Source organism: Butyrivibrio hungatei (assembly GCF_900101605.1).
GTDB lineage: Bacteria > Bacillota > Clostridia > Lachnospirales > Lachnospiraceae > Butyrivibrio > Butyrivibrio hungatei_B.
In genome coordinates this window covers 51,702-70,899 of the sequence record NZ_FMUR01000008.1, presented here as the reverse complement: position 1 = coordinate 70,899, position 19,198 = coordinate 51,702, and the positions used below count along the sequence as shown (strand labels likewise).

Sequence of the window (19,198 nt, the reverse complement as noted above, 5' to 3'; positions counted from 1 at the left end):
GTAACAAAAAAGCTGGCAGAAATTAAATTCTGTCAGCTTTTTAAATACACTCTTTTTATCAGTCATCGTAACGGAATTCCTGAACTCCGCCACCGTCGTATCCACCGTAAGTTAATATATTACGATCGCAATCAAGTTTAAGGAAGTATCCGCCTGAAAGGCCCGAATATTTGTCATCTGTTGCCTGAACCTCGAGAGATGTGCTTCCGCAAAGGAGATAGTCTGAGAAACCGTCTCTTTCTGCTCGAGTATTATCTGTCATCAAGAAGTAATCCAAAGGTGTGTTGTCATCAAATAAATCAGGACTGCTCAGTCCCTGTGTGGGATCGACGTGATAATCTTTACCACTTATTGTGACATAACTCCACTGATGATCGCCGTTAATATTGTAACCACTGATGATGTCGGCCTCAACGCCGCACTGCAAAAGAAGATAGGAGTAAAGATCGCTTAACTCCTGGCTTATGCCTTTGCTATCCATTAAAGCTCTGTAAGCTCCTACATTTTCACCTTTTCCGGCTAAGTAATCTTCATACATCTCATAATCATAAACGAAATTCTGTGAGATATATACGTATAAGTTCAAAGCCTTTTCAAACTCGGAATAGGAGGGACTAACGTTTGCATTTAATGTATCAACAACTTTATCTTCAAATGCTTTCTCTCGGGAACGAAACTCATCTTTTGTGATATTGTATTTAATCTTTCCTACTCCGTCCGCAAATCCGGTTGTCTCATCGGCTGAAATACATGACACCGCAGCCGGGAAGAAGTGATTTAAAAGATCTCCTTCAATACATTCTATATAGGTGGCTTCATCGGGGCATTCGAATGTATCTTCCCCGGCTTTCAAAGCTTTACATAAATTGAAAAATGAAGCCTTTGTTTTTTCGCCATAAATTGTAGCGGCCTTTTTTGAGAAAACATTTTCGTTAAATTTGAATGCATTTGTAGCTATTGTATTATTCTGTGTAGTTGTATCGTCTGCTGGTTCTGCACTAAGCGGCATATCTTCGACTGATATGGAAGTGACATTCGAAGCATTACTTGCATTTGTACCGCAGGCGGTGAGTGCAAGTGTTGCAATCAGCACAATAGATAAATAGCTTCTTCTCATTTTTATTTTCCTCATACAAATTGATATAAAGATACCATGTTTTGGGGAAATAGTATAGGTGGAAATTGCCGATTTTATCGTTAATTATGACTCGAATTATGAAAAAATGTTACAGCAACTTTTGCAATATGTGCAACAATATATTGCATATTGCACTAAAATTTTACTTAAAACATGTCTAAAATAGTCATAAGAATGTAACGGTATTTTATAACTTTGTAGAATGTGTACAATTTTGCTAAAAGAAATTTGGTTAATAATCTATTCGAAAAATAATAATGTTTCAGTGTAAATCTTTTTTCGTTAATGCGAAAACTATTCTGAAGATAGGTATTTTTTCACTATAATAGTGTGAAAAAGGAACACAAATATTGCTTTTGTGCACGAAATTACGATAAAAACCGATAATACGTTTTTTTGATAATTATTTCGGGGGTGTTTCTGCAACTCTACGATACGTAGGTGGTGGGGACTTTATGTGCAGATTTACAATCGGTACATGGAGGTTAGAGAATGAATAAATAAATATGTTACAGGCGCTGTTATCAAGGAACTGCGCGAAAAAAATAATATGACACAGCTTCAGCTTTCTGATAAGCTTGGAGTTAGCGACAAGACTAATTCAAAAGGAAGTTATTTTATGAGCAAGATAAATACGGTAATTTTTGATATGGACGGAACGGTGCTGAACACGCTTGATGATCTGACGATGTCCGTGAATTATACAATGGAGAAATTCGGATTTCCGCAGAGGACGCTCGATGAGTACAGGCAGGCGTTTGGAAGCGGCATTAGGCGGGCAATCGAGCTTACGGTGCCGGATGGAACTTCGCAGGAAGTGATAGATGAGATGATACCTGTGTTCAAAGAGCATTATGATGTGCACTGCCTTGATAAGACGGGGCCTTACGTCGGAATTATCGAGCTTATGAGAGAGCTAAAAAGGCGCGGCTACAAGATGGCCATAGTTTCCAACAAGATAGATTCCGCGGTAAAAGAGCTGAATCAGAAGTTCTTTTCCGAAGTAATAGAAGTTGCGATCGGAGAGCAGGATGGGATAAAGAGAAAACCTGCGCCGGATATGGTCGTAAAAGCAATGGATGAACTTGGAAGCTCCGCTGAAGAAGCGGTATACATCGGTGATTCTGAGGTTGATTTTGCTACGGCAAAAAATTCGAGTCTTCCGTGCATTTCGGTGCTGTGGGGCTTTAGAGACAAGGCTTATCTGGAAGAGATAGGAGCAAATATTTTTGCAAAAGAGCCAAGTGATGTGTTGGAGATTCTAGCGAATTGGAATTAAAATAATTAGGGAAGAAGAGTATGAGCGCAGCTTCAGAGAATGGGGCTGTGCTTTTCAATTTGGAAAAAACATGTATATCCGGTGAAGGCTGTTGATCTACGCTTAAAAATAAGAAAAAATATAAAAAATGATTTGCAACTGTCAGTTTTTTCCTTTACGAATCGTTTTATAAGTAGAAGGACAAAATACTGCGAAAAGGAGCATTTTACATGGATGAAAAAGAAGTAAGGCGGGTGGTGGAGACGTATTCGGATATGATCCTTCGAATCAGCTACAACTATCTGCAGCATACGTTTGATGCGGAGGATATATGCCAGACTGTGCTACTTAAGTTTATTTCCGGTGATTTATCTTTTGACACAAAGGAATATGAAAAAGCATGGATGATACGCACTACGATAAATGCATGCCACGACCTTAGAAGGAGCGCTTATTCAAGGAAAACGGTAGGGCTTGATGCGGTCAAGGAAAAAGAAGCTCCGAAGGCGCCGGATTCAGATCTTTTGGAGGAGATAAAGAAGTTGCCTGTTAATTATCGAATGAGTATCTATCTTTATTACTACGAAGGATATTCGGTAAAAGAAATCGCGAAAATCATGGGCAAATCGAAGTTTGCTGTTTCGCAATATTTATCAAGAGGACGACGGGAGCTTAGAAAAAAGCTTGATACAGAAGGTACTTATGGTGCAAAGGCAGGTGAAATCTATGAATGAAAATATAATTGTATCTTATAAAAATTCAATGAATGAACTTTGTTTTTCAAAATCTCAAAAGGAGTATATGGTCCGTAAACTTACTGAGGCGGGGAATGTGAAGAACGTTGTCCGAATGAAGAAAAAACTGAGTGTAAAGAAGATTGTTGCTGTAACTGCGGCATGCCTGGCTGTTCTCGGAGGCTGCGGAGTGGCAGTAGGCAAGGCTACGGGAGTTGTCACTTCATTTAGCCCTGACACTTTTTTCTCCAAAACATCTGACTTCGGACGTCTTGCCAGACTTGAAAAAAGAGTGGGAATAGATGTTGCTGCGGTGGAAACATTCAGCAACGGGTATAAGTTTGACTCGATGGATGTTGAGGATTTCCGTACGGTGGATGATGAAGACAGAACAGTAGGACGATTTAAAGAGTTAAGAATTGAGTATGTATGCGATAATAAGGCTCAGATCAGCGTAAATATGGAATCTGCTTTGGTAAACGGTCACATTGATGATGATCCGGGCGTTGCTTTAAGAGCCAATGAGATGCGGACGGTTGACGGCATAAATGTCTACTACAACTATGATGAGTATTTGGGACTTCCCGTGTCAAAAGATATTTTTCCGACCGAAGAAGAACTTAAGCGCGAAGAAACAGACGATCACTTTTTTATAAGTTATGGCAGCGATGAACGCGAGACTACTTATGTATCAAGTGCAGTTTTTGAAGTGGCTGATGTACATTATTGCATCATGACATTTGATGAGAATATCACATCCGATGAGCTTTTTGGTATGGCGGAGGAGATAATAAAAGCACGGTGAGCGTTTCACATCAAAAAATAACAGCTAACATCGCAGAATATGATAAGTGGTGATATCACAGAGATGGTACAATATTAAAAGTTTTTATCATTACACACAGGAGGGCGAGATATGATGAAGCAAAATGATGTTTACAAGCTTTCGAACGGAGTCGGAATTCCTTGCTTGGGATTCGGAACGTGGCAGACACCTGAGGGGGATGTTGCTGTTGAAAGCGTAAAGTGTGCTATAGATGCGGGGTATCGTCATATCGATACGGCGCAGGTTTACGGAAATGAAGAAGGCGTCGGCAAGGGTATCAGACGGGGAATTATAGACAATGGCCTTGTAAGAGAAGATATCTTTGTTACGACGAAGATCTGGAACGATAAGCATAGCTATGAGCTTACCGTCAGCTCTTTTGACGAATCATTAAAAAAGCTTGGGCTTGATTATGTAGATATGCTTCTTATTCACTGGCCAAATCCGGCTATGTTCAGAGACCATTGGGAGGAGGCAAATGCCGAGACCTGGAGAGCTATGGAGAAGTTTTACGAGACGGGAAAAGTTCGTGCGATCGGTATCAGTAATTTCAGACAACACCACATTGACGCGCTTTTGAAGACTGCAAAAATTAAGCCTATGGTTAATCAGATCAGGCTTTGTCCTGGCGCTACGCAGGATGAGCTTGTTGCATATTGCAGAGAAAAAGGAATGATTCTTGAAGCATACAGTCCGCTTGGAACAGGTAAGATTTTCGATGTTCCCGAGATGAAAGATCTTGCGGAAAAATACGGGAAGAGCATCGCTCAGATCTGCATTCGCTTTGGACTTCAGATGGGATATCTCCCTCTTCCAAAGTCTGTCACTCCTTCGAGAATCGAGGAGAACTTCAAGGTATTTGATTTTGAGCTTGAAGAAGCTGACGTTAAGCGCATCGCCGATCTTAAAGGCTGCGTAGGATACGAGACAGACCCTGACACAGCGCCATTCTAATATAGCGACAGAAAGGAACACAGATGAAATATATTGACATAATGAACGGACCGCAGAACGCATCTGCTATTATACAGGGCTGCATGAGAATGCCGTCTCTTTCTGCTAAAGAAGCTGCTGAGATTATAAGAACAGCCTATGAGTGCGGAATCAATTTTTTTGACCATGCAACTTGCTATGGGATGGGCGAAGCAGAGGAACGGTTTGCACAGGCTTTCCCGCTTACGGGGATTAAGAGGGAAAAAATCTTTCTCCAGAGTAAGTGCGGTATATGCCCGGAGAGATCTGAGTTTGACTGGACAAAAGAGAATATTATAGCGAGTGTTGACGGCATTCTTGAGAGGCTTAAATGTGAATATCTTGATACGCTTCTTTTGCACAGACCGGACTTATTGTTTGACCCGGAAGAAGTTGCGGAGGCTTTTGACGAGCTTGAAGAAGCAGGCAAGGTGTGCCGTTTTGGTGTAAGCAATCTTATGCCGATGCAGATCGAGCTTCTTAAAAAATATGTAAAACAGCCGCTTGTCATCAATCAGGTGCAGCTTTCACTTGAGCAGTCGCAGCTTATCGATCAGTCGCTTTACATGAATAACAAGTCAACCGATATGTCTTTGAACAGAGACGGAAGTGCGCTTGATTATTGCAGACTTAATGACATTACGATTCAGGCGTGGTCACCGCTTCAGGTTGGAATGTTTGGCGGAACATTCATTGATAATCCTGATTATCCCGAGCTTAACAAGGTTCTTGCGCAGCTTGCGGACAGAGAGCATGTTTCTAAGACAGCAATTGCGCTTGCTTGGATTTTGCGCCATCCTGCCAAGATGCAGGCGATAATCGGCACTATGAATCCCGCGCACATCAAGGATGCATGCGATGCCACGAATGTAGAGCTTTCACATCACGACTGGTATGCACTGTACCTTGCGTCAGGGAAGTTTTTGCCGTAATTTGACAGTGGGCAGGAGAAAAATATAAAGAGATATTGTAAGATAATTTTCTAAAACAAATGATTATTTGGCTTCCGAAAAAAGAGATATTTTTTCGGAAGTCTTTTTTATATCATAGCTTTTCCTATGATATAAAAACGCTCCGCTATGGATGCGACCGATGCGCAGATGAATTATGCAAGCTAAAGCTTGCGCGCATCGGCGCGCAAAGAGTTGCAAAGCAACTCTTTGTTCTATTTCAAGTGAGTAATAAAATAAAAAAGCCACTATTTAGCGCATTGCTGTTATAATGGTGAGTATGTACTACCGCGGCGGATTACGCCGCCTCAGATTTCAACAATAACTACTGCAAGATTGTAGATTATGAAATTACAGGTTCACCTCATTATTACAGAAAGCGAGATTCCCCCAACATATGAAGAATACATCGCAAATTGACAGACTTAAACAAATTGTAGAGACGCTCAGAAGCGAGAATGGCTGTCCGTGGGATAAGGCGCAGACGCATGCAAGTCTTAAGCTGGGATGCATAGAAGAGGCAGCAGAGGTTATTGGCGGGATAAATATACTTGAAGAGACGGGCGATGCGGAGAATCTCAAGGAGGAGCTTGGAGATCTTTTGCTTCAGGTGATGTTTCATTCGGTGATTGCTGAGGAAGAGGGACTCTTTACATTCGAAGATGTGGCAAAGACTGTTGCAGACAAGATGGAGCGCAGGCATCCGCATGTTTTTACCGATGTGAAATTTGAGACTGAGGAAGAACTCCACGCCGCATGGGCAGAGATAAAAAGAAAGGAAAAAGAAGGCAAAGAGTGGCATGCGGATTATCTTCCGGGGGCTTTTAAGGAAGCGCATGAGCTTATAGATAGAGCGCAGGCGTAAAAACGGGAGGGACTATGAAGAAAGAACTTCTTAAAGAAGCTATTACTAAAATTGTCGTAGGAATCATTCTTATAGGACTTCTTTTATTTATCCCCGCAGGGACGCTTAGCTGGCTTTACGGCTGGATTTTTATGGGAATGCTTTTTGTTCCGATGCTTATTGCCGGTATTGTTATGTATTTCAAAGCGCCGGATCTTCTGGAGAGCAGGCTCAGGGCAAAAGAGACACAAAGCGAGCAAAAGCAGGTGATAGGTTTTAGCGGTATCATGTTTTTACTTGTGTTTATTCTTGCAGGCCTGAATTATCGCTTCGGATGGATAATTCTACCGGAAATATCAGTATATATTGGCATTGTGATTTTTCTTTTGGCCTATGCATTATTCGGCGAAGTCCTCAGAGAAAACAGATATTTATCAAGAGTGATCGAAGTTCAGAGAGATCAAAAGGTAGTGGATAGCGGATTGTACGGAATCGTGCGACATCCAATGTATTTTGCGACGCTTTTTCTTTTCCTAAGCATGCCGCTGGTACTGAATTCACTGCCGTCATTTATAGTAATGCTTAGTTATATTCCAATAATTGTAAAAAGAATCAGGAACGAAGAAGAGGTTCTGGAAAAAGAGCTTTCGGGTTATAAAGAGTACAAGCGGAAAGTCAGGTACAGAATTATTCCGTTTATGTACTAGTGATGCGCAGAAGCTTTATTCGCAGTATGGTTTTGAAGTTGTCAATGACAGAGTAATGTTGAGACAGCCGTGAACGCAGCGGATTGGATGCGTTTGGGATAATTAAAGTCGGTGCGCATATGTATCAGAGCGCAGTGGCAGTAGGAGAAAAAATGAGTTCATTTATAAGGTTAACTGATTATAAAAAAGAAGAATTGCAGGAAATATTCGACATAACTGATAATATCGATAGGTACGAGGGTTTCTTAACAGGAAAGACGGTTGTCATGTTTTTTCCGGCGAATAGCATCAGAACGCGAGTGTCTTTTGAAAAGGGAATTCATCTTCTTGGCGGGCAAACGATTCTTTTTGACCCGAGTACCCTGGATAAAAAAGAAGATATAAGAGATGTCTGCGGATACCTTGAGAACTGGGCGGATGCAGTTATAGTGCGGCATAAAGACATTTCATTGCTTGGAAAAATGGCAGAGAATCTTGAGATTCCCGTGATAAATGCAATGACGGATGATAATCACCCTTGCGAGATGATGTCGGATTTGTATTCGCTTTCGCAGATAAGAAAAGATTATCTAAGCGACAAGTATCTGTTCGTAGGAGCTGACGGGAACATCGGGCGTGCATGGAAAGAAGCGTCGGAAGCTTTTGGATTTTCTCTGACGCAGAGTTGTCCCCATGAGTTTCAGATTCCTGAGACCGACTGCATCGATGATCTCAGAACCGCGGTTGTGGGAAAAGACATTGTGTGCACGGATTCTTTTCCGCAGGAAATGTTTAACGGCGCTAAATCTTATCAGGTCACAAAAGAAATCATGAATCTCGCAAACAAAGGAGCGGTGCTGAATCCATGCCCTCCTTTTTACAGAGGCGAAGAGGTTTCGGATGATGTGATTGATTCGGAGTACTTTGTGGGATACGAATTCAAAAAGAATTTGCTCAGAGTGCAGCAGGCTATTATTGTTTTTTGCATGAAAAAATAAAATATGTGCGGAGGGAGAAAGATGAAGAAAGTTTTATTTATCGGCAACAGCCACACATATATGAATGACATGCCGGAGCTTACAAGGCGTATGATAGAGGATACGACGGGAGAATCGTGTGAAGTGTTTATGCTTGCTTATTCTGCGAGGCCGCTTAAGTGGCATTTGGAGGAAGAATATTTTGCGGTGCGATTTAATATACTGCATGGAGGGTATGACTACTGCGTGATTCAAGAACAGGCGCATCCAATGCCGCCTGAGAAGGATACGATTAGGTGCATGGACAGGATAATCAAGCTGTGTAAAGAAGCCGGTACAACGCCGATTTTATTTGAGACTTGGGCGGAGAAGGCGAAGCCGGAAAATCAGGCTGAGATGAACCGCAGATATAGAGCGATTGCTGAGCAGCAGGGAGCCTTGCTTGCACCAATCGGTGAAGTGTGGGAGTGTGCTTTGAATGTGCTTTCTGATATGTCCGAGGCTGACCTTTATTACCGCGACGGAGCTCATGCGTCAGCTGTCGGAGACTATCTTGTCGCAACAGTTCTTACCAAAGTGATCACAGGTAAACTTCCGAAAGAAGATTTTTTGACCGCGTTCGACTTTAGTCTTCCCGATGATGAATGGCTAAATGTAAAAGAAAACGTGGAAGAAGAGACTACGTGCCTGCCGCGAGAGGTGGTGCAGGCAATCAGAGACTGTGCGGAGTTGGACTGAGACTTAATTAAAAAGACATTATAGAGAATGACCGGAGGAAACAAATGCTAGACAACAAGGGATTTAACTTATGGGCTGACGGCTATGACAAGGCGGTAGGTATTTCAGAGGAGGCAAATACCTATCCGTTTGCGGGATATAAGAGCGTTCTTGGTGGCATTTTTGATGAGATTATGCACAAAGAAAAGGCTGCTGTTCTGGACATTGGATTTGGGACGGGAACGCTTACGACCAAGCTTTATGAGAATGGGTGTGACGTGTACGGACAAGATTTTTCACAGAGGATGATCGAGCTTGCAAAAGAAAAGATGCCCGATGCGAACTTGTATCAAGGCGATTTTTCAAAGGGGCTTGTTTCGGAGCTTTACGAGCGTAAGTATGATTTTATTTTGGGAACGTATTCGTTGCATCATTTGACGGATGAGAAGAAGGTCCTTTTCTTCATGGAGTTACTGAATCTTCTTGATGAGGGCGGAAAGCTCCTAATCGGAGATGTGGTGTTTGAGACGAGAAGCGAACTTGAGAAGTGCAAAGAAGAGGCCGGCAGTGCCTGGGATGAGGATGAAATCTATTTTGTGATAGATGAACTTCGCAAGGCGTTTCCTGAGCTTGAGTTCGAGCAAAAGTCGTATTGTTCGGGGATTATAAGTATAAGTAAGAACTGAAGATGGTGTGGGTTGTAAGGAATGAGTTTTGTCGTTTGGAGGGAGGAAAGGTATGGCCACAACAGAGTTGGTTACAACAAATTGGTTTCTTATATTCTGGGATATAGTCAATTTGATACTTAGATTGATTATTTTAGCAGCGATTGTTATGGGAATTATCAAAGGTGCTCGTTATATAAAGAAAATTATTAAATTCATTGATAAAGCTGAGAGATACATCGATGAAAAAGATGCGGCCAATGTCATGAACTGCACGATAGCTTCATTATATGTCTGCGTAAAAGATATGGAGAGGGCCGTTAAGTTCTACGAAGATTTTTTTGCCTGCCCTGTCACTGAACGCGACGAGATATACAGCGTTTTCGACATCGGCGGATTCAGGTACGGTTTGTTTGCTTTTCAGAAAATGAATGAAGAGCATGTATTTGGCAGCAATTGCCTTCCCAGTATCGGTTTTGGAAGCGTGGAGGTGCTTAAGGATAAGATTAGCGGAAAAGAGATATGTTTTCCTTTGACCAGAATAAAGAACAATTGGGTTGCGGAGTTTGTTGACAGTGAAGGAAATCACATTGAAGTTACCGCGCCGGTGAAAGAATGAGGTTTGCAAAATGAAGATTTATATAGATTTTGATGACTGCCTTTGCGAGACGGCAAGGGCGTTTACGGAGATTGCAAAGAGACTTTTCGGAAAAGATGTTCCTTATGAGGAGGTGCGTTTTTTCAATTTGCAACAGTCTTTTGAACTTACAGATGATGAGTATGAGCAGCTTATGCTGGAAGGGCATCGCACTGAGGTGCTCCTTTCATATGATGAGACGCCCGGGGCTTCTAAGGTGATAAATGAGTGGATTGACTGTGGGCATGAGGTTTATATCATAACGGGGCGTCCGTCGAGCGCTTACGATGCTTCGCGCAAATGGCTTGATAATCACGGACTTGAGCACGCGACACTTTTTTGCCTGAACAAATATGGCAGGGACTCGTTTATCAAAAACAGCGAATTTACGCTGGAGCTCGAAGACTATTATAAGATGAACTTTGACTACGCCGTTGAGGATTCGCCTATGGCTTTTAAATTCTTCGAACATTTGCCAAATCTCAAGGTTATGGTCTATGACAGACCGTGGAACAGAGAGTGCGAACTACCCGGTGAGAATTATACAAGGTGCTTTGACTGGGAAATGATACGGGAGAAGGTAATGAACCATGGGGGACGGGGATAGTGGTTCATTAATTAAGAGTGAGGTGCGGAGTTGAGTACTACAATAATTGAAAATGCAAAAAGATATATAGAAGAAATTTTCAGGAATAACGCGGATGGACACGATGCAGAGCATTCGATGCGAGTTTATGCAAATGCTATGAAATTGGCGGAGCGTTATCATGAGTGTGACAACGAGGTTGTGGCGCTTGCAGCACTACTTCATGACGTTGATGATCACAAGTTATTTGATACAAAGGATAATGCTAATGCGAGAGCTTTTTTGACAAGTAATGATCTTGGAGAAAAAGAGATTGAGCAGATCTGTGTGATCATAAATGGAGTTTCTTTTAGCAAGAACAGGGGCAAGAAGCCGGAGAGCATCGAAGGACAGATTGTTCAGGATGCGGACAGACTTGATGCGATTGGCGCTGTGGGAATAGCGAGAACGTTTGCCTATGGCGGAAAAGTCGGAAGATCTTTGGATGATTCTATTCAGCATTTTTATGACAAACTTCTGCTTCTAAAAGATGAGATGAACACAGAAGAAGCTAAAAAGATGGCACTTCAGCGGCATGAATATATCGAAGGGTTTATTGAGGAATATAGGACAGAAATTAGATAAGGACATAATGGTGAAATAAGAAATGAATGAGATAAAAATAGATTGGAACAGCATGGCAAAGGCTTATGAGGAGTTTAACAATGCGGAGAATTCATATAGCTACTGCATTGAATGGCCGTGCATTAAGGAACTGCTTCCTGACCTAAAGGGAAAGGTAGTAGTAGATTTAGGCTGTGGTACGGGGATATTTACTTTTCTTTTAGAAAAGAGTGAGCCGGCGAAGATTGTAGGAATTGACCTTTCGGAAGAGATGCTTAAGATTGCCAAAGAAAAAGCTGATGCAGATGGCTCAAAGTCTGAATTTGTGCAACATGATGCGGCAACATGTAAAGAGGTAATAGAGGAGCCTGTCGACTTTATTTTTTCATCGACAACGAGTCATTACATTGAGAATTTGAAGCAGCTGTTTGAGAATGTGGCAAAAAGCCTTAAAGAGGGCGGGGAGTGTATCTTTTCCGTGATAAATCCTGTATATTCAGCGATGTATCCTGTTGAGCATGAAGACAGTTCTTTTCCGGAGGATGACGAGTGGAACGTCAGATACATGGACAAAGCGATGAGGGCGTACATCCAGCCGTGGCTTGAGTACAACGATGACTACGAGAATCATCTCAGCAAAAGTTATCATCATACTTTTTCGGACTATGTAAATGCCATAGTTGGAGCGGGACTTACGATTGAGAAGGTATGTGAGCCAATGGCGCCGGAAGAGTGGAAGGAAACGCAGATTTACAGGTACGAGAGCTTTGTTGAGAATCCGGTGTATATGATCATTAAGATGAAGAAGGCGTAAAAAGAGTGCTACACTAGTGCTGCTGTCATCAAATAACTCGACTTTTTACGCAAAATAACAATTTAGGCGAGTAGGTACTCTGGAATGATGACGGAATGAGGAATTATATCTAAGGAGGCAGCAGATGAAGATAGAGCATATTGCGATGTATGTAAATGATTTGGAAGCGGCCAGGGATTTCTTTGTGAAATATCTTGGCGGAACATCCAACGGCGGTTATCATAATGAAAAAACAGATTTTAGATCATTCTTTATTTCTTTTGACGACGGGGCGCGACTTGAGCTTATGAATAAGCCCAGCTTGGATGATATGGATAAGCCGCTCAATCGCACGGGGTTCATTCACATAGCTTTTTCTGTAGGCAGCAAAGAGAAGGTTGATGAGTTGACTGAGAACCTTAAAGCTGCAGGCTATGATGTTGCGAGCGGTCCGCGTACGACCGGCGATGGCTACTACGAGAGTTGCATCGTGGGAATCGAAGGAAACCAGATAGAGATTACGATCTGATAGGAGATGTATATGTTTAGAAAAATGAGAAGATTTGGCCAGCAGATCACAGATGAAGAGTGTATAGAGGTTCTTAAGAATACCAAGAGAGGTGTGCTTTCACTTATAGGCGACGACGGATATCCTTACGGAGTGCCGCTTGTGCACTGGTATTGTGAAGAGGACGGAAAGATTTATTTCCACGGGGCAAAAGACGGGCACAAGGTCGATGCGATCAAGTCTTGCGACAAAGCCTGCTATACTGTTTACGATGAGGACTACCGCGAAGAGGGCGAGTGGGCGATTCATTTTAAGAGCATTATCACTTTCGGCAGGATAACCCTTGTGGAAGACGAAGAGAAGGCAAAGAAGATCTGCGTTGCCATGGTAAAAAAATTCACGGACGATGAGAAGTTTCTTGCAAAAGAGCTCAAGTTCTTTTTCCCAAGAGTGCAGTGCTTTGAACTTACGCCGGAGCACATGACCGGAAAGAAAGTCAAAGAAGAATGAGCTACAGGAGTGACGATGAAAAATCCGTGGGAAGAGATTAGTTTGGAGGACTACGAGAATCACATGCAGCTTGATTCCGTAAAGCAGCTCCAGACGCTTAATTCTATTATGAAAGCGCAGTTTGGCGAGTATCCCGTGACTACGGCAATGGTTTTGGGTGTTGCCGGCGGGAATGGCTTGGAGCACGTGGACTACGGCAAGTATAGTACCGTTTACGGCGTTGATATTAACGAGAATTACCTCGAGGCTGTGGCGACAAGATATGCAGAGGAAGTTGATTTAGGCGCACTTAAACTTCTTAAGGCCGATTTTTTTTCCGAATCTGAGAAATTGCCGCAGGTAGAGCTTTTGATAGCAAATCTATTGATCGAGTATATCGGTTATGATTTTTTTGCAAAGGTGGTTTCTGCGGTGAAGCCCCGCTATGTTTCTTGCGTTATTCAGATTAATGAGGATGTCTGCAATTGGGTTTCCGATTCGCCCTATGTGCATTCTTTTGACAAGCTCGAAGAGGTTCATCATCAGATGGATGAAAAGGAGCTTGCGGAAGTGATGGAGCGAATAGGATATTTTGCGAGACGTAGAATTAAGGAAAGCTTGCCAAACGGGAAGGCATTTGTTCGGATGGACTTTGAAAATACATCGGAGTGATATTGAAAAAAGACGTGACATAGAGAGGGGAGAGAGGCCTCTAAAGGCGCCAGAGAAGGCCTTGAGCGACGAAGCACTACAGCCACCGAATAAACCACACGAACGGTTGAACGGCATACGTGGGAGGTGCACATGAATAGCGTTACCTACAGAAGATTAACAGAAGAGGATCTCGCAATTTTCATTGAAATGCGAATCACGCAGCTTCGCGAAGAGGGGGCGAAGGATGACGTCGATCTGCGCCCTGCGCTGAATGACTATTACAGAAGACATCTCAATGACGGGACGTTTGTATCATGGCTTGCGCTTGATGGCGAAAAGATTGTGGGAACAAGCGGAATGTCTTTTGTCGAGAAGCCACCGTACTTCGGGTGCCCAAGCGGCAAAATCGGACTTATTTCGAGCATGTATACAGATCCAAGCTACAGGCGCAGAGGGATTGCAAAAGATCTTTTGACCAAAGTTATGGATGATGCAAGAAAGTACGGCTGCGGTGCGATTCAGATCACTGCGTCCGATATGGGCGTCAAACTCTATACTGCGTGCGGCTTTGTGCACAACGGGAATTTTATGCAATATAATTTGTGAAAAAAGCATTTTATATAGACCTAAGAAATTGTATGATTGAAAATGTTATTAAAACATTTTTTGAAACATGGAGGAATATCTTATGCACTATACTTATAATCCGAAGGGAGTATGTTCTACGGAAATCAATTTTGACCTTGATGAGAATGGCAAGATCTCAGGTCTTAGTTTTAAAGGCGGATGTAACGGAAATCTCAAAGCTATCGGCAGACTTCTTGAGGGGCAGGATGCAAAGCATGCTGCAGAGATTCTTAAAGGAAATGACTGCGGCGGACGAGGCACATCATGCGCAGATCAGCTTTCAAAGGCGCTTGAGGAGGCGCTTGCTTAAATATGAAGACATTATATGTGTCAGATCTTGACGGAACGTTACTTCGAAGTGACGAGCAGATGTCAGAATATACAAACAATACGATAAATACGCTTGTGAGCAAGGGAATGCTTTTTTCTTATGCAACGGCGCGTTCCCTGATCACGGCCAAAAAAGTAACAAAAGGGCTTAGTGCCAAGATACCGTTGATCGTTTATAACGGTGCTTTTATCATTGACAATGTCACAGAGGAAGTGCTTCGCGCCAATTACTTTGATGACAGTGTGAATGATGTTTTGGAGGATCTTTTTTCGCATGATATATATCCTATCGTGTATGGGATTGTTGACGGAAAAGAGAAGTTTTCTTTTGTCCCAAAGCTTTGTACAAAGGGCATGAATACATTCATAAATTCCCGCAAAGGCGATATCAGGACCAATGCGATTGATGATTATAAAGATCTGAAAAAGGGAAATATCTTTTACATTTCTTGCATCGATGAGACGGAGAAGCTTGCACCGATGTATGAGCGGTACAAGCATGATTATCACTGCGTTTTTCAAAAAGATATCTATACCGGCGATCAGTGGCTTGAGATTTTGCCCAAGACTGCTTCAAAGGCAAATGCGGTCAGGCAGCTTCGTGAGATGATCGGTTGCGATAAAGTCGTGGCTTTTGGCGACGGCAAAAATGATATAGATCTTTTTCAGGCTGCGGATGAAGGTTATGCGGTCAGCAATGCGCATGAAGACCTTAAGAAAGTTGCTACGGGAGTCATTCTTTCCAACAATGAGGACGGGGTTGCGAAGTGGCTTGAGGATGAAGCATTATAAAGAGCCACTACGTATATGGTATAAAAGCGATGAAAAGAAAAAATTTTAAAGCCGGTAAGACCAAAAAAGAAAAAAAGTTAAAAACGCAGATTAAAAATATAAGGGATATACCGCGCGCAGAAATAGGTGACAGAGCATATGACGGCTTGTGGGTTTTGCTGGGCTTTTTCGTATTTATGGCATTTTTTGTGGTTGCTGTAGTTATTTTGGATGATAACGGACAAGTCAGTGTAGAAACAAAAGTCATCGCGGTCATATTGTTTGTGTTGAGTGTATATCTGATGTTTTTGAAAGCATTATTTAGGAAAATGAGAAATGAGCGTGTACTTAGAATGATTCCATCCGGAATCTTGTATGAGTGGCCGTTTGGTATTACGAAACAGCACAGTTACAGTGAATGGGCAGACTCCATAAATGCCGGACACTATCGTATAGGTAGCCGTGGCTTTGAATTCCGACTGGGATTTGAGAAGATAGTTTTCTTTTATAATGTGGCTCTTTTGGGCGAGCGAAAAAAAGCTGAAGAACGATATAATCTGTTCGTTGATTATTTGGCAGGAGCAGATCCAATGATCAGACAGAAAATGCCGAAGTTCACAAAAGAAAATATCGATTTGCTGGATAAGCGCTGTTTTTACCAAAGAAGTCGTAAACATCAGTTGATAGTAATGTTTTTTAACATGCTCCTATATCTTATATTACTTAGTATAAGCGGTGGACATAATGCAGTGGTTACTACGGCTATACTTTGCGGATTAGTTGAGATATTTGTTTTTTATTTTTTGGTAAAAGGTGCTTATTTCAATTATAAGAACGAAATGGAAATCAGAGAAAAAATGTCGGATGAGACCGGATTGGTACGAGACGACGGAATTGGAAATTTAAGACCTTACTGGGGATATATATATTTGTTTTTGGTGTTTGTAATAAATTATGCCATACAGTGCATTCTTTTATGGTGGTAATTTGTCGGAAAGCTACATTAGCATAATAAATGACATAGGGAAAAAATATGATTCGTGAAAAATTATATGAATTAAAAGAGTGGAAGGGTGTTGTACATACTACATGGAATCCCAACGGACCGGGGGTGATCAGAATCCACATGATTCCTCCAAAATTCAGATTATTTCATTTTGTACCTTCTACGGTCATTTTAAACGGTCAGGATGTACTGCCTATCAATGAGGCGTGGGCGATTCTTTTAACAGAGTTTATTCGAGGAGTTAACAGCTTTGGTGACGGACAAATGAGCCGCGAGATTCTTGATGATATTATGTCGGAAGTTTTTCATCGCGTAAGAAGCGTATACCCTACCGTATCAGATGAGCTTTTGAAAGAAGACCTGCAAACAATCGTCAGTACTTTTGATGACATTGCAAGAAATAAGGTTCCGGCCATTGATATCGGAGTAATGAGTCTTTCTGAGTATGCACCGCATATGACGGCTCCACATAGAATGGATCTTATGGTATCAGCTATGACAAAAGACGGCAAATGGGCATGTAATCAGCATTGCCTTCATTGTTACGCCGCAGGCCAAAAATATGCAGAAACTAAAGAACTTTCAACTGATGAGTGGAAGAAGATAATTGATCGTTGTAAGGCTGCAAGAATACCACAGATTACCTTTACCGGTGGAGAGCCGACTTTGCGAAAAGATTTAGTTGAGCTGATTCGATATTCGAGATGGTTTGTGACGCGATTAAATACTAACGGAATACTTCTGACAGAGCAGTTGTCAAAAGATCTGATGGATGCTGAACTTGACAGTGTTCAGGTGACTTTATACTCGCAGATTGAGGAAATACATAATGAACTGGTAGGTTCAAAGCATTTTAAAGATACGATAAACGGAATAAAAAATGCGTTGGCAGCAGGCTTGAATTTAAGTGTTAATACACCTTTGTGTTCGCTTAATAAGGATTATGTCGGTATGCTGGAGTTCCTGCACGAATTAGGTGTGAGATATGTGACCTGTTCAGGCTTGATTGTTACGGGAAATGCTACTTCGGATGCATCAAGACAATCCCAGCTTACAAGTGATGAATTATATGAAATATTACGAGCTGCAAAAGAATATACCGACAATCATGACATGGAAATAGATTTTACATCTCCGGGATGGATTGATAGTGGAAAATTAGCGCAGCTTCACATGGTCGTACCAAGTTGCGGGGCATGCCTTAGCAATATGGCAATTAATCCGGACGGTAGGGTAATACCATGTCAAAGTTGGCTATCCGATGATACCCTTGGCGATATGCTCAAGGATTCTTGGAAGAAGATTTGGAATGGGCGAAAATGTAAGAAGATTCGAATGGAGTCTGCAAAGGCTGACGGAATATGCCCTCTTCGTAAAATGAATGAAGGGGAGGTAGTACATGAATAAAAGAATATTTGGGTTTGCTGTTGCAATAATCTTTTTTGCAAGTTTGTTATACTGTCCGGTTGTAAAGGCGGCAAAACCTTTAGATCACATTCATGATTATGAAGTGACGGTAGATATGCGTAAAGATGGCTCCTGTGATATTTCGTATCATATCGTATGGGAGGTATTGGATAGTGAATCAGAGGGGCCGTTAACTTGGATAAAGGTTGGAATAGCCAATAAATATGCCGATGAATACAAAGCAATTTCAAGTAATATTGATTCTATCGGATATTACAGGGATGGTGGTGATTACGTAAGACTTGACCTTGATAAAAGATATAGGGCAGGCGACGTACTGGTACTTGATTTCTCTTTGCATCAAAAAAATCTTTTTACAATGGAAAAAGATTGCGCCAATTATGAATTTACTCCGGGATGGTTCGATGATACGCCGGTAGACAAAGTGGCAGTTCGTTGGAATGCGGAGGAGGTCCTGGATGTTAAAGGCAATCCGAGGCTTGAGAACGGATATTATGTTTGGATCAATGATGCCGGTGGATATAAGTCGAAAGTAACGGCAAAACTTTCTTATGACATAAATCAATATGACTATATGTCGGGCAATGTGAGCGATAAAACTTCGGATACCCGATATGGAGATGACAGTAGCGGATTATATACTAATGAGGATATGCGATTGGGCAGCATCCTTTTATTGGTCATACCGTTAGGCGGCTTCCTTATATGTATTGTCCTTATGAAGATGTTTAAGCCGATGCGTGAAGATGGATATTCAGAAAAAAGGGGACTGGGTGCAAAGTATTATATAGGGCAAGGTATTGCCAATAATAGCGGAAGCCGTTATCACGGTCACAGCGGTGGCGGCGGATGTGCCTGTGCTTGCGCCTGTGCCTGCGCATGTGCAGGAGGTGGCCGTGCCGGATGCTCAAGAAAAGATTTTTATGGTACCAAGCTATATACAAAAGATATTTACTATGTGCTGAAAAGATGAAAGTTATGCGGTAAGCATTATTGTGA

At 41.9% G+C, this 19,198-nt stretch carries 24 protein-coding genes; 23 read left to right on the top strand and 1 reads right to left on the bottom strand.

Features of this window, described 5'->3' with window-relative positions; genetic code table 11:
* Positions 1–58: 58 nt before the first annotated feature.
* Positions 59–1,117, bottom strand: coding sequence for a transglutaminase domain-containing protein (locus BLP87_RS07370; RefSeq protein ID WP_074462124.1), 1,059 nt, complete (start codon positions 1,115–1,117; stop codon positions 59–61).
* 571 nt (positions 1,118–1,688) lie between these two features.
* On the opposite strand from BLP87_RS07370, the gene BLP87_RS07365 reads away from it, so the two are divergent.
* From BLP87_RS07365 to BLP87_RS07255, 23 genes are all read left to right on the top strand, one after another.
* Entirely contained in the window at positions 1,689–2,417 is a 729-nt protein-coding gene (locus BLP87_RS07365) for an HAD family hydrolase (RefSeq protein ID WP_074462123.1), read from the top strand.
* Between the two features lie 209 nt (positions 2,418–2,626).
* Positions 2,627–3,130 carry an RNA polymerase sigma factor gene (locus BLP87_RS07360; protein WP_074462122.1) on the top strand — a complete coding sequence of 168 codons (504 nt, stop codon included), beginning with the start codon at positions 2,627–2,629 and terminating at the stop codon, positions 3,128–3,130.
* Positions 3,123–3,935 carry a hypothetical protein gene (locus tag BLP87_RS07355; RefSeq protein ID WP_074462121.1) on the top strand — a complete coding sequence of 271 codons (813 nt, stop codon included), beginning with the start codon at positions 3,123–3,125 and terminating at the stop codon, positions 3,933–3,935. The genes BLP87_RS07360 and BLP87_RS07355 overlap by 8 nt, the downstream gene beginning before the upstream one ends.
* Positions 3,936–4,046: 111 nt before the next feature.
* Positions 4,047–4,910, top strand: coding sequence for an aldo/keto reductase (locus BLP87_RS07350; protein ID WP_074462120.1), 864 nt, complete (start codon positions 4,047–4,049; stop codon positions 4,908–4,910).
* A 23-nt stretch (positions 4,911–4,933) separates the two neighbouring features.
* Positions 4,934–5,860: an aldo/keto reductase gene (locus BLP87_RS07345; RefSeq protein WP_074462119.1), complete on the top strand. Its 927-nt coding sequence runs from the start codon at positions 4,934–4,936 to the stop codon at positions 5,858–5,860.
* Positions 5,861–6,275: 415 nt separating this feature from the next.
* Entirely contained in the window at positions 6,276–6,743 is a 468-nt protein-coding gene (locus tag BLP87_RS07340; protein WP_074462118.1) for a MazG nucleotide pyrophosphohydrolase domain-containing protein, read from the top strand.
* A gap of 14 nt (positions 6,744–6,757) precedes the next feature.
* On the top strand, positions 6,758–7,429 hold the full coding sequence (locus BLP87_RS07335) for a methyltransferase family protein (RefSeq protein ID WP_074462117.1): 672 nt from the start codon (positions 6,758–6,760) through the stop codon (positions 7,427–7,429).
* A 152-nt stretch (positions 7,430–7,581) separates the two neighbouring features.
* Positions 7,582–8,406: an ornithine carbamoyltransferase gene (locus BLP87_RS07330; RefSeq protein ID WP_074462116.1), complete on the top strand. Its 825-nt coding sequence runs from the start codon at positions 7,582–7,584 to the stop codon at positions 8,404–8,406.
* A gap of 21 nt (positions 8,407–8,427) precedes the next feature.
* Positions 8,428–9,123: an SGNH/GDSL hydrolase family protein gene (locus BLP87_RS07325; RefSeq protein WP_074462115.1), complete on the top strand. Its 696-nt coding sequence runs from the start codon at positions 8,428–8,430 to the stop codon at positions 9,121–9,123.
* Positions 9,124–9,167: 44 nt separating this feature from the next.
* Positions 9,168–9,788 carry a class I SAM-dependent methyltransferase gene (locus tag BLP87_RS07320; protein ID WP_074462114.1) on the top strand — a complete coding sequence of 207 codons (621 nt, stop codon included), beginning with the start codon at positions 9,168–9,170 and terminating at the stop codon, positions 9,786–9,788.
* A gap of 52 nt (positions 9,789–9,840) precedes the next feature.
* Positions 9,841–10,386: a VOC family protein gene (locus BLP87_RS16470; protein WP_330390012.1), complete on the top strand. Its 546-nt coding sequence runs from the start codon at positions 9,841–9,843 to the stop codon at positions 10,384–10,386.
* 10 nt (positions 10,387–10,396) lie between these two features.
* On the top strand, positions 10,397–11,011 hold the full coding sequence (locus BLP87_RS07310) for a 5' nucleotidase, NT5C type (RefSeq protein WP_074462113.1): 615 nt from the start codon (positions 10,397–10,399) through the stop codon (positions 11,009–11,011).
* A 30-nt stretch (positions 11,012–11,041) separates the two neighbouring features.
* A complete protein-coding gene (locus BLP87_RS07305) occupies positions 11,042–11,614 on the top strand; it encodes an HD domain-containing protein (protein ID WP_074462112.1) in 573 nt (190 codons plus the stop codon).
* A gap of 22 nt (positions 11,615–11,636) precedes the next feature.
* A complete protein-coding gene (locus tag BLP87_RS07300) occupies positions 11,637–12,407 on the top strand; it encodes a class I SAM-dependent DNA methyltransferase (RefSeq protein WP_074462111.1) in 771 nt (256 codons plus the stop codon).
* A 124-nt stretch (positions 12,408–12,531) separates the two neighbouring features.
* On the top strand, positions 12,532–12,915 hold the full coding sequence (locus BLP87_RS07295; protein WP_074462110.1) for a VOC family protein: 384 nt from the start codon (positions 12,532–12,534) through the stop codon (positions 12,913–12,915).
* A 12-nt stretch (positions 12,916–12,927) separates the two neighbouring features.
* Positions 12,928–13,404 (top strand): pyridoxamine 5'-phosphate oxidase family protein, encoded by a 477-nt coding sequence (locus BLP87_RS07290; RefSeq protein ID WP_083334524.1) that lies wholly within the window; start codon positions 12,928–12,930, stop codon positions 13,402–13,404.
* A 15-nt stretch (positions 13,405–13,419) separates the two neighbouring features.
* Positions 13,420–14,055 carry a class I SAM-dependent methyltransferase gene (locus BLP87_RS07285; RefSeq protein WP_074462108.1) on the top strand — a complete coding sequence of 212 codons (636 nt, stop codon included), beginning with the start codon at positions 13,420–13,422 and terminating at the stop codon, positions 14,053–14,055.
* A 132-nt stretch (positions 14,056–14,187) separates the two neighbouring features.
* Positions 14,188–14,643 (top strand): GNAT family N-acetyltransferase, encoded by a 456-nt coding sequence (locus BLP87_RS07280; protein WP_074462107.1) that lies wholly within the window; start codon positions 14,188–14,190, stop codon positions 14,641–14,643.
* An 82-nt stretch (positions 14,644–14,725) separates the two neighbouring features.
* The gene (locus BLP87_RS07275) at positions 14,726–14,974 is read left to right on the top strand and encodes a TIGR03905 family TSCPD domain-containing protein (protein WP_074462106.1); all 249 of its coding nucleotides are present in this window, start codon (positions 14,726–14,728) and stop codon (positions 14,972–14,974) included.
* Between the two features lie 2 nt (positions 14,975–14,976).
* A complete protein-coding gene (locus BLP87_RS07270; protein WP_074462105.1) occupies positions 14,977–15,786 on the top strand; it encodes a Cof-type HAD-IIB family hydrolase in 810 nt (269 codons plus the stop codon).
* 29 nt (positions 15,787–15,815) lie between these two features.
* A complete protein-coding gene (locus BLP87_RS07265) occupies positions 15,816–16,751 on the top strand; it encodes a hypothetical protein (RefSeq protein ID WP_074462104.1) in 936 nt (311 codons plus the stop codon).
* A 47-nt stretch (positions 16,752–16,798) separates the two neighbouring features.
* Complete coding sequence (locus BLP87_RS07260; protein WP_074462103.1) at positions 16,799–18,178, top strand: radical SAM/SPASM domain-containing protein; 1,380 nt, start codon at positions 16,799–16,801, stop codon at positions 18,176–18,178.
* Positions 18,171–19,172 (top strand): hypothetical protein, encoded by a 1,002-nt coding sequence (locus tag BLP87_RS07255; RefSeq protein ID WP_074462102.1) that lies wholly within the window; start codon positions 18,171–18,173, stop codon positions 19,170–19,172. Before BLP87_RS07260 ends, BLP87_RS07255 begins: the two co-directional genes overlap by 8 nt.
* Positions 19,173–19,198: the final 26 nt, after the last annotated feature.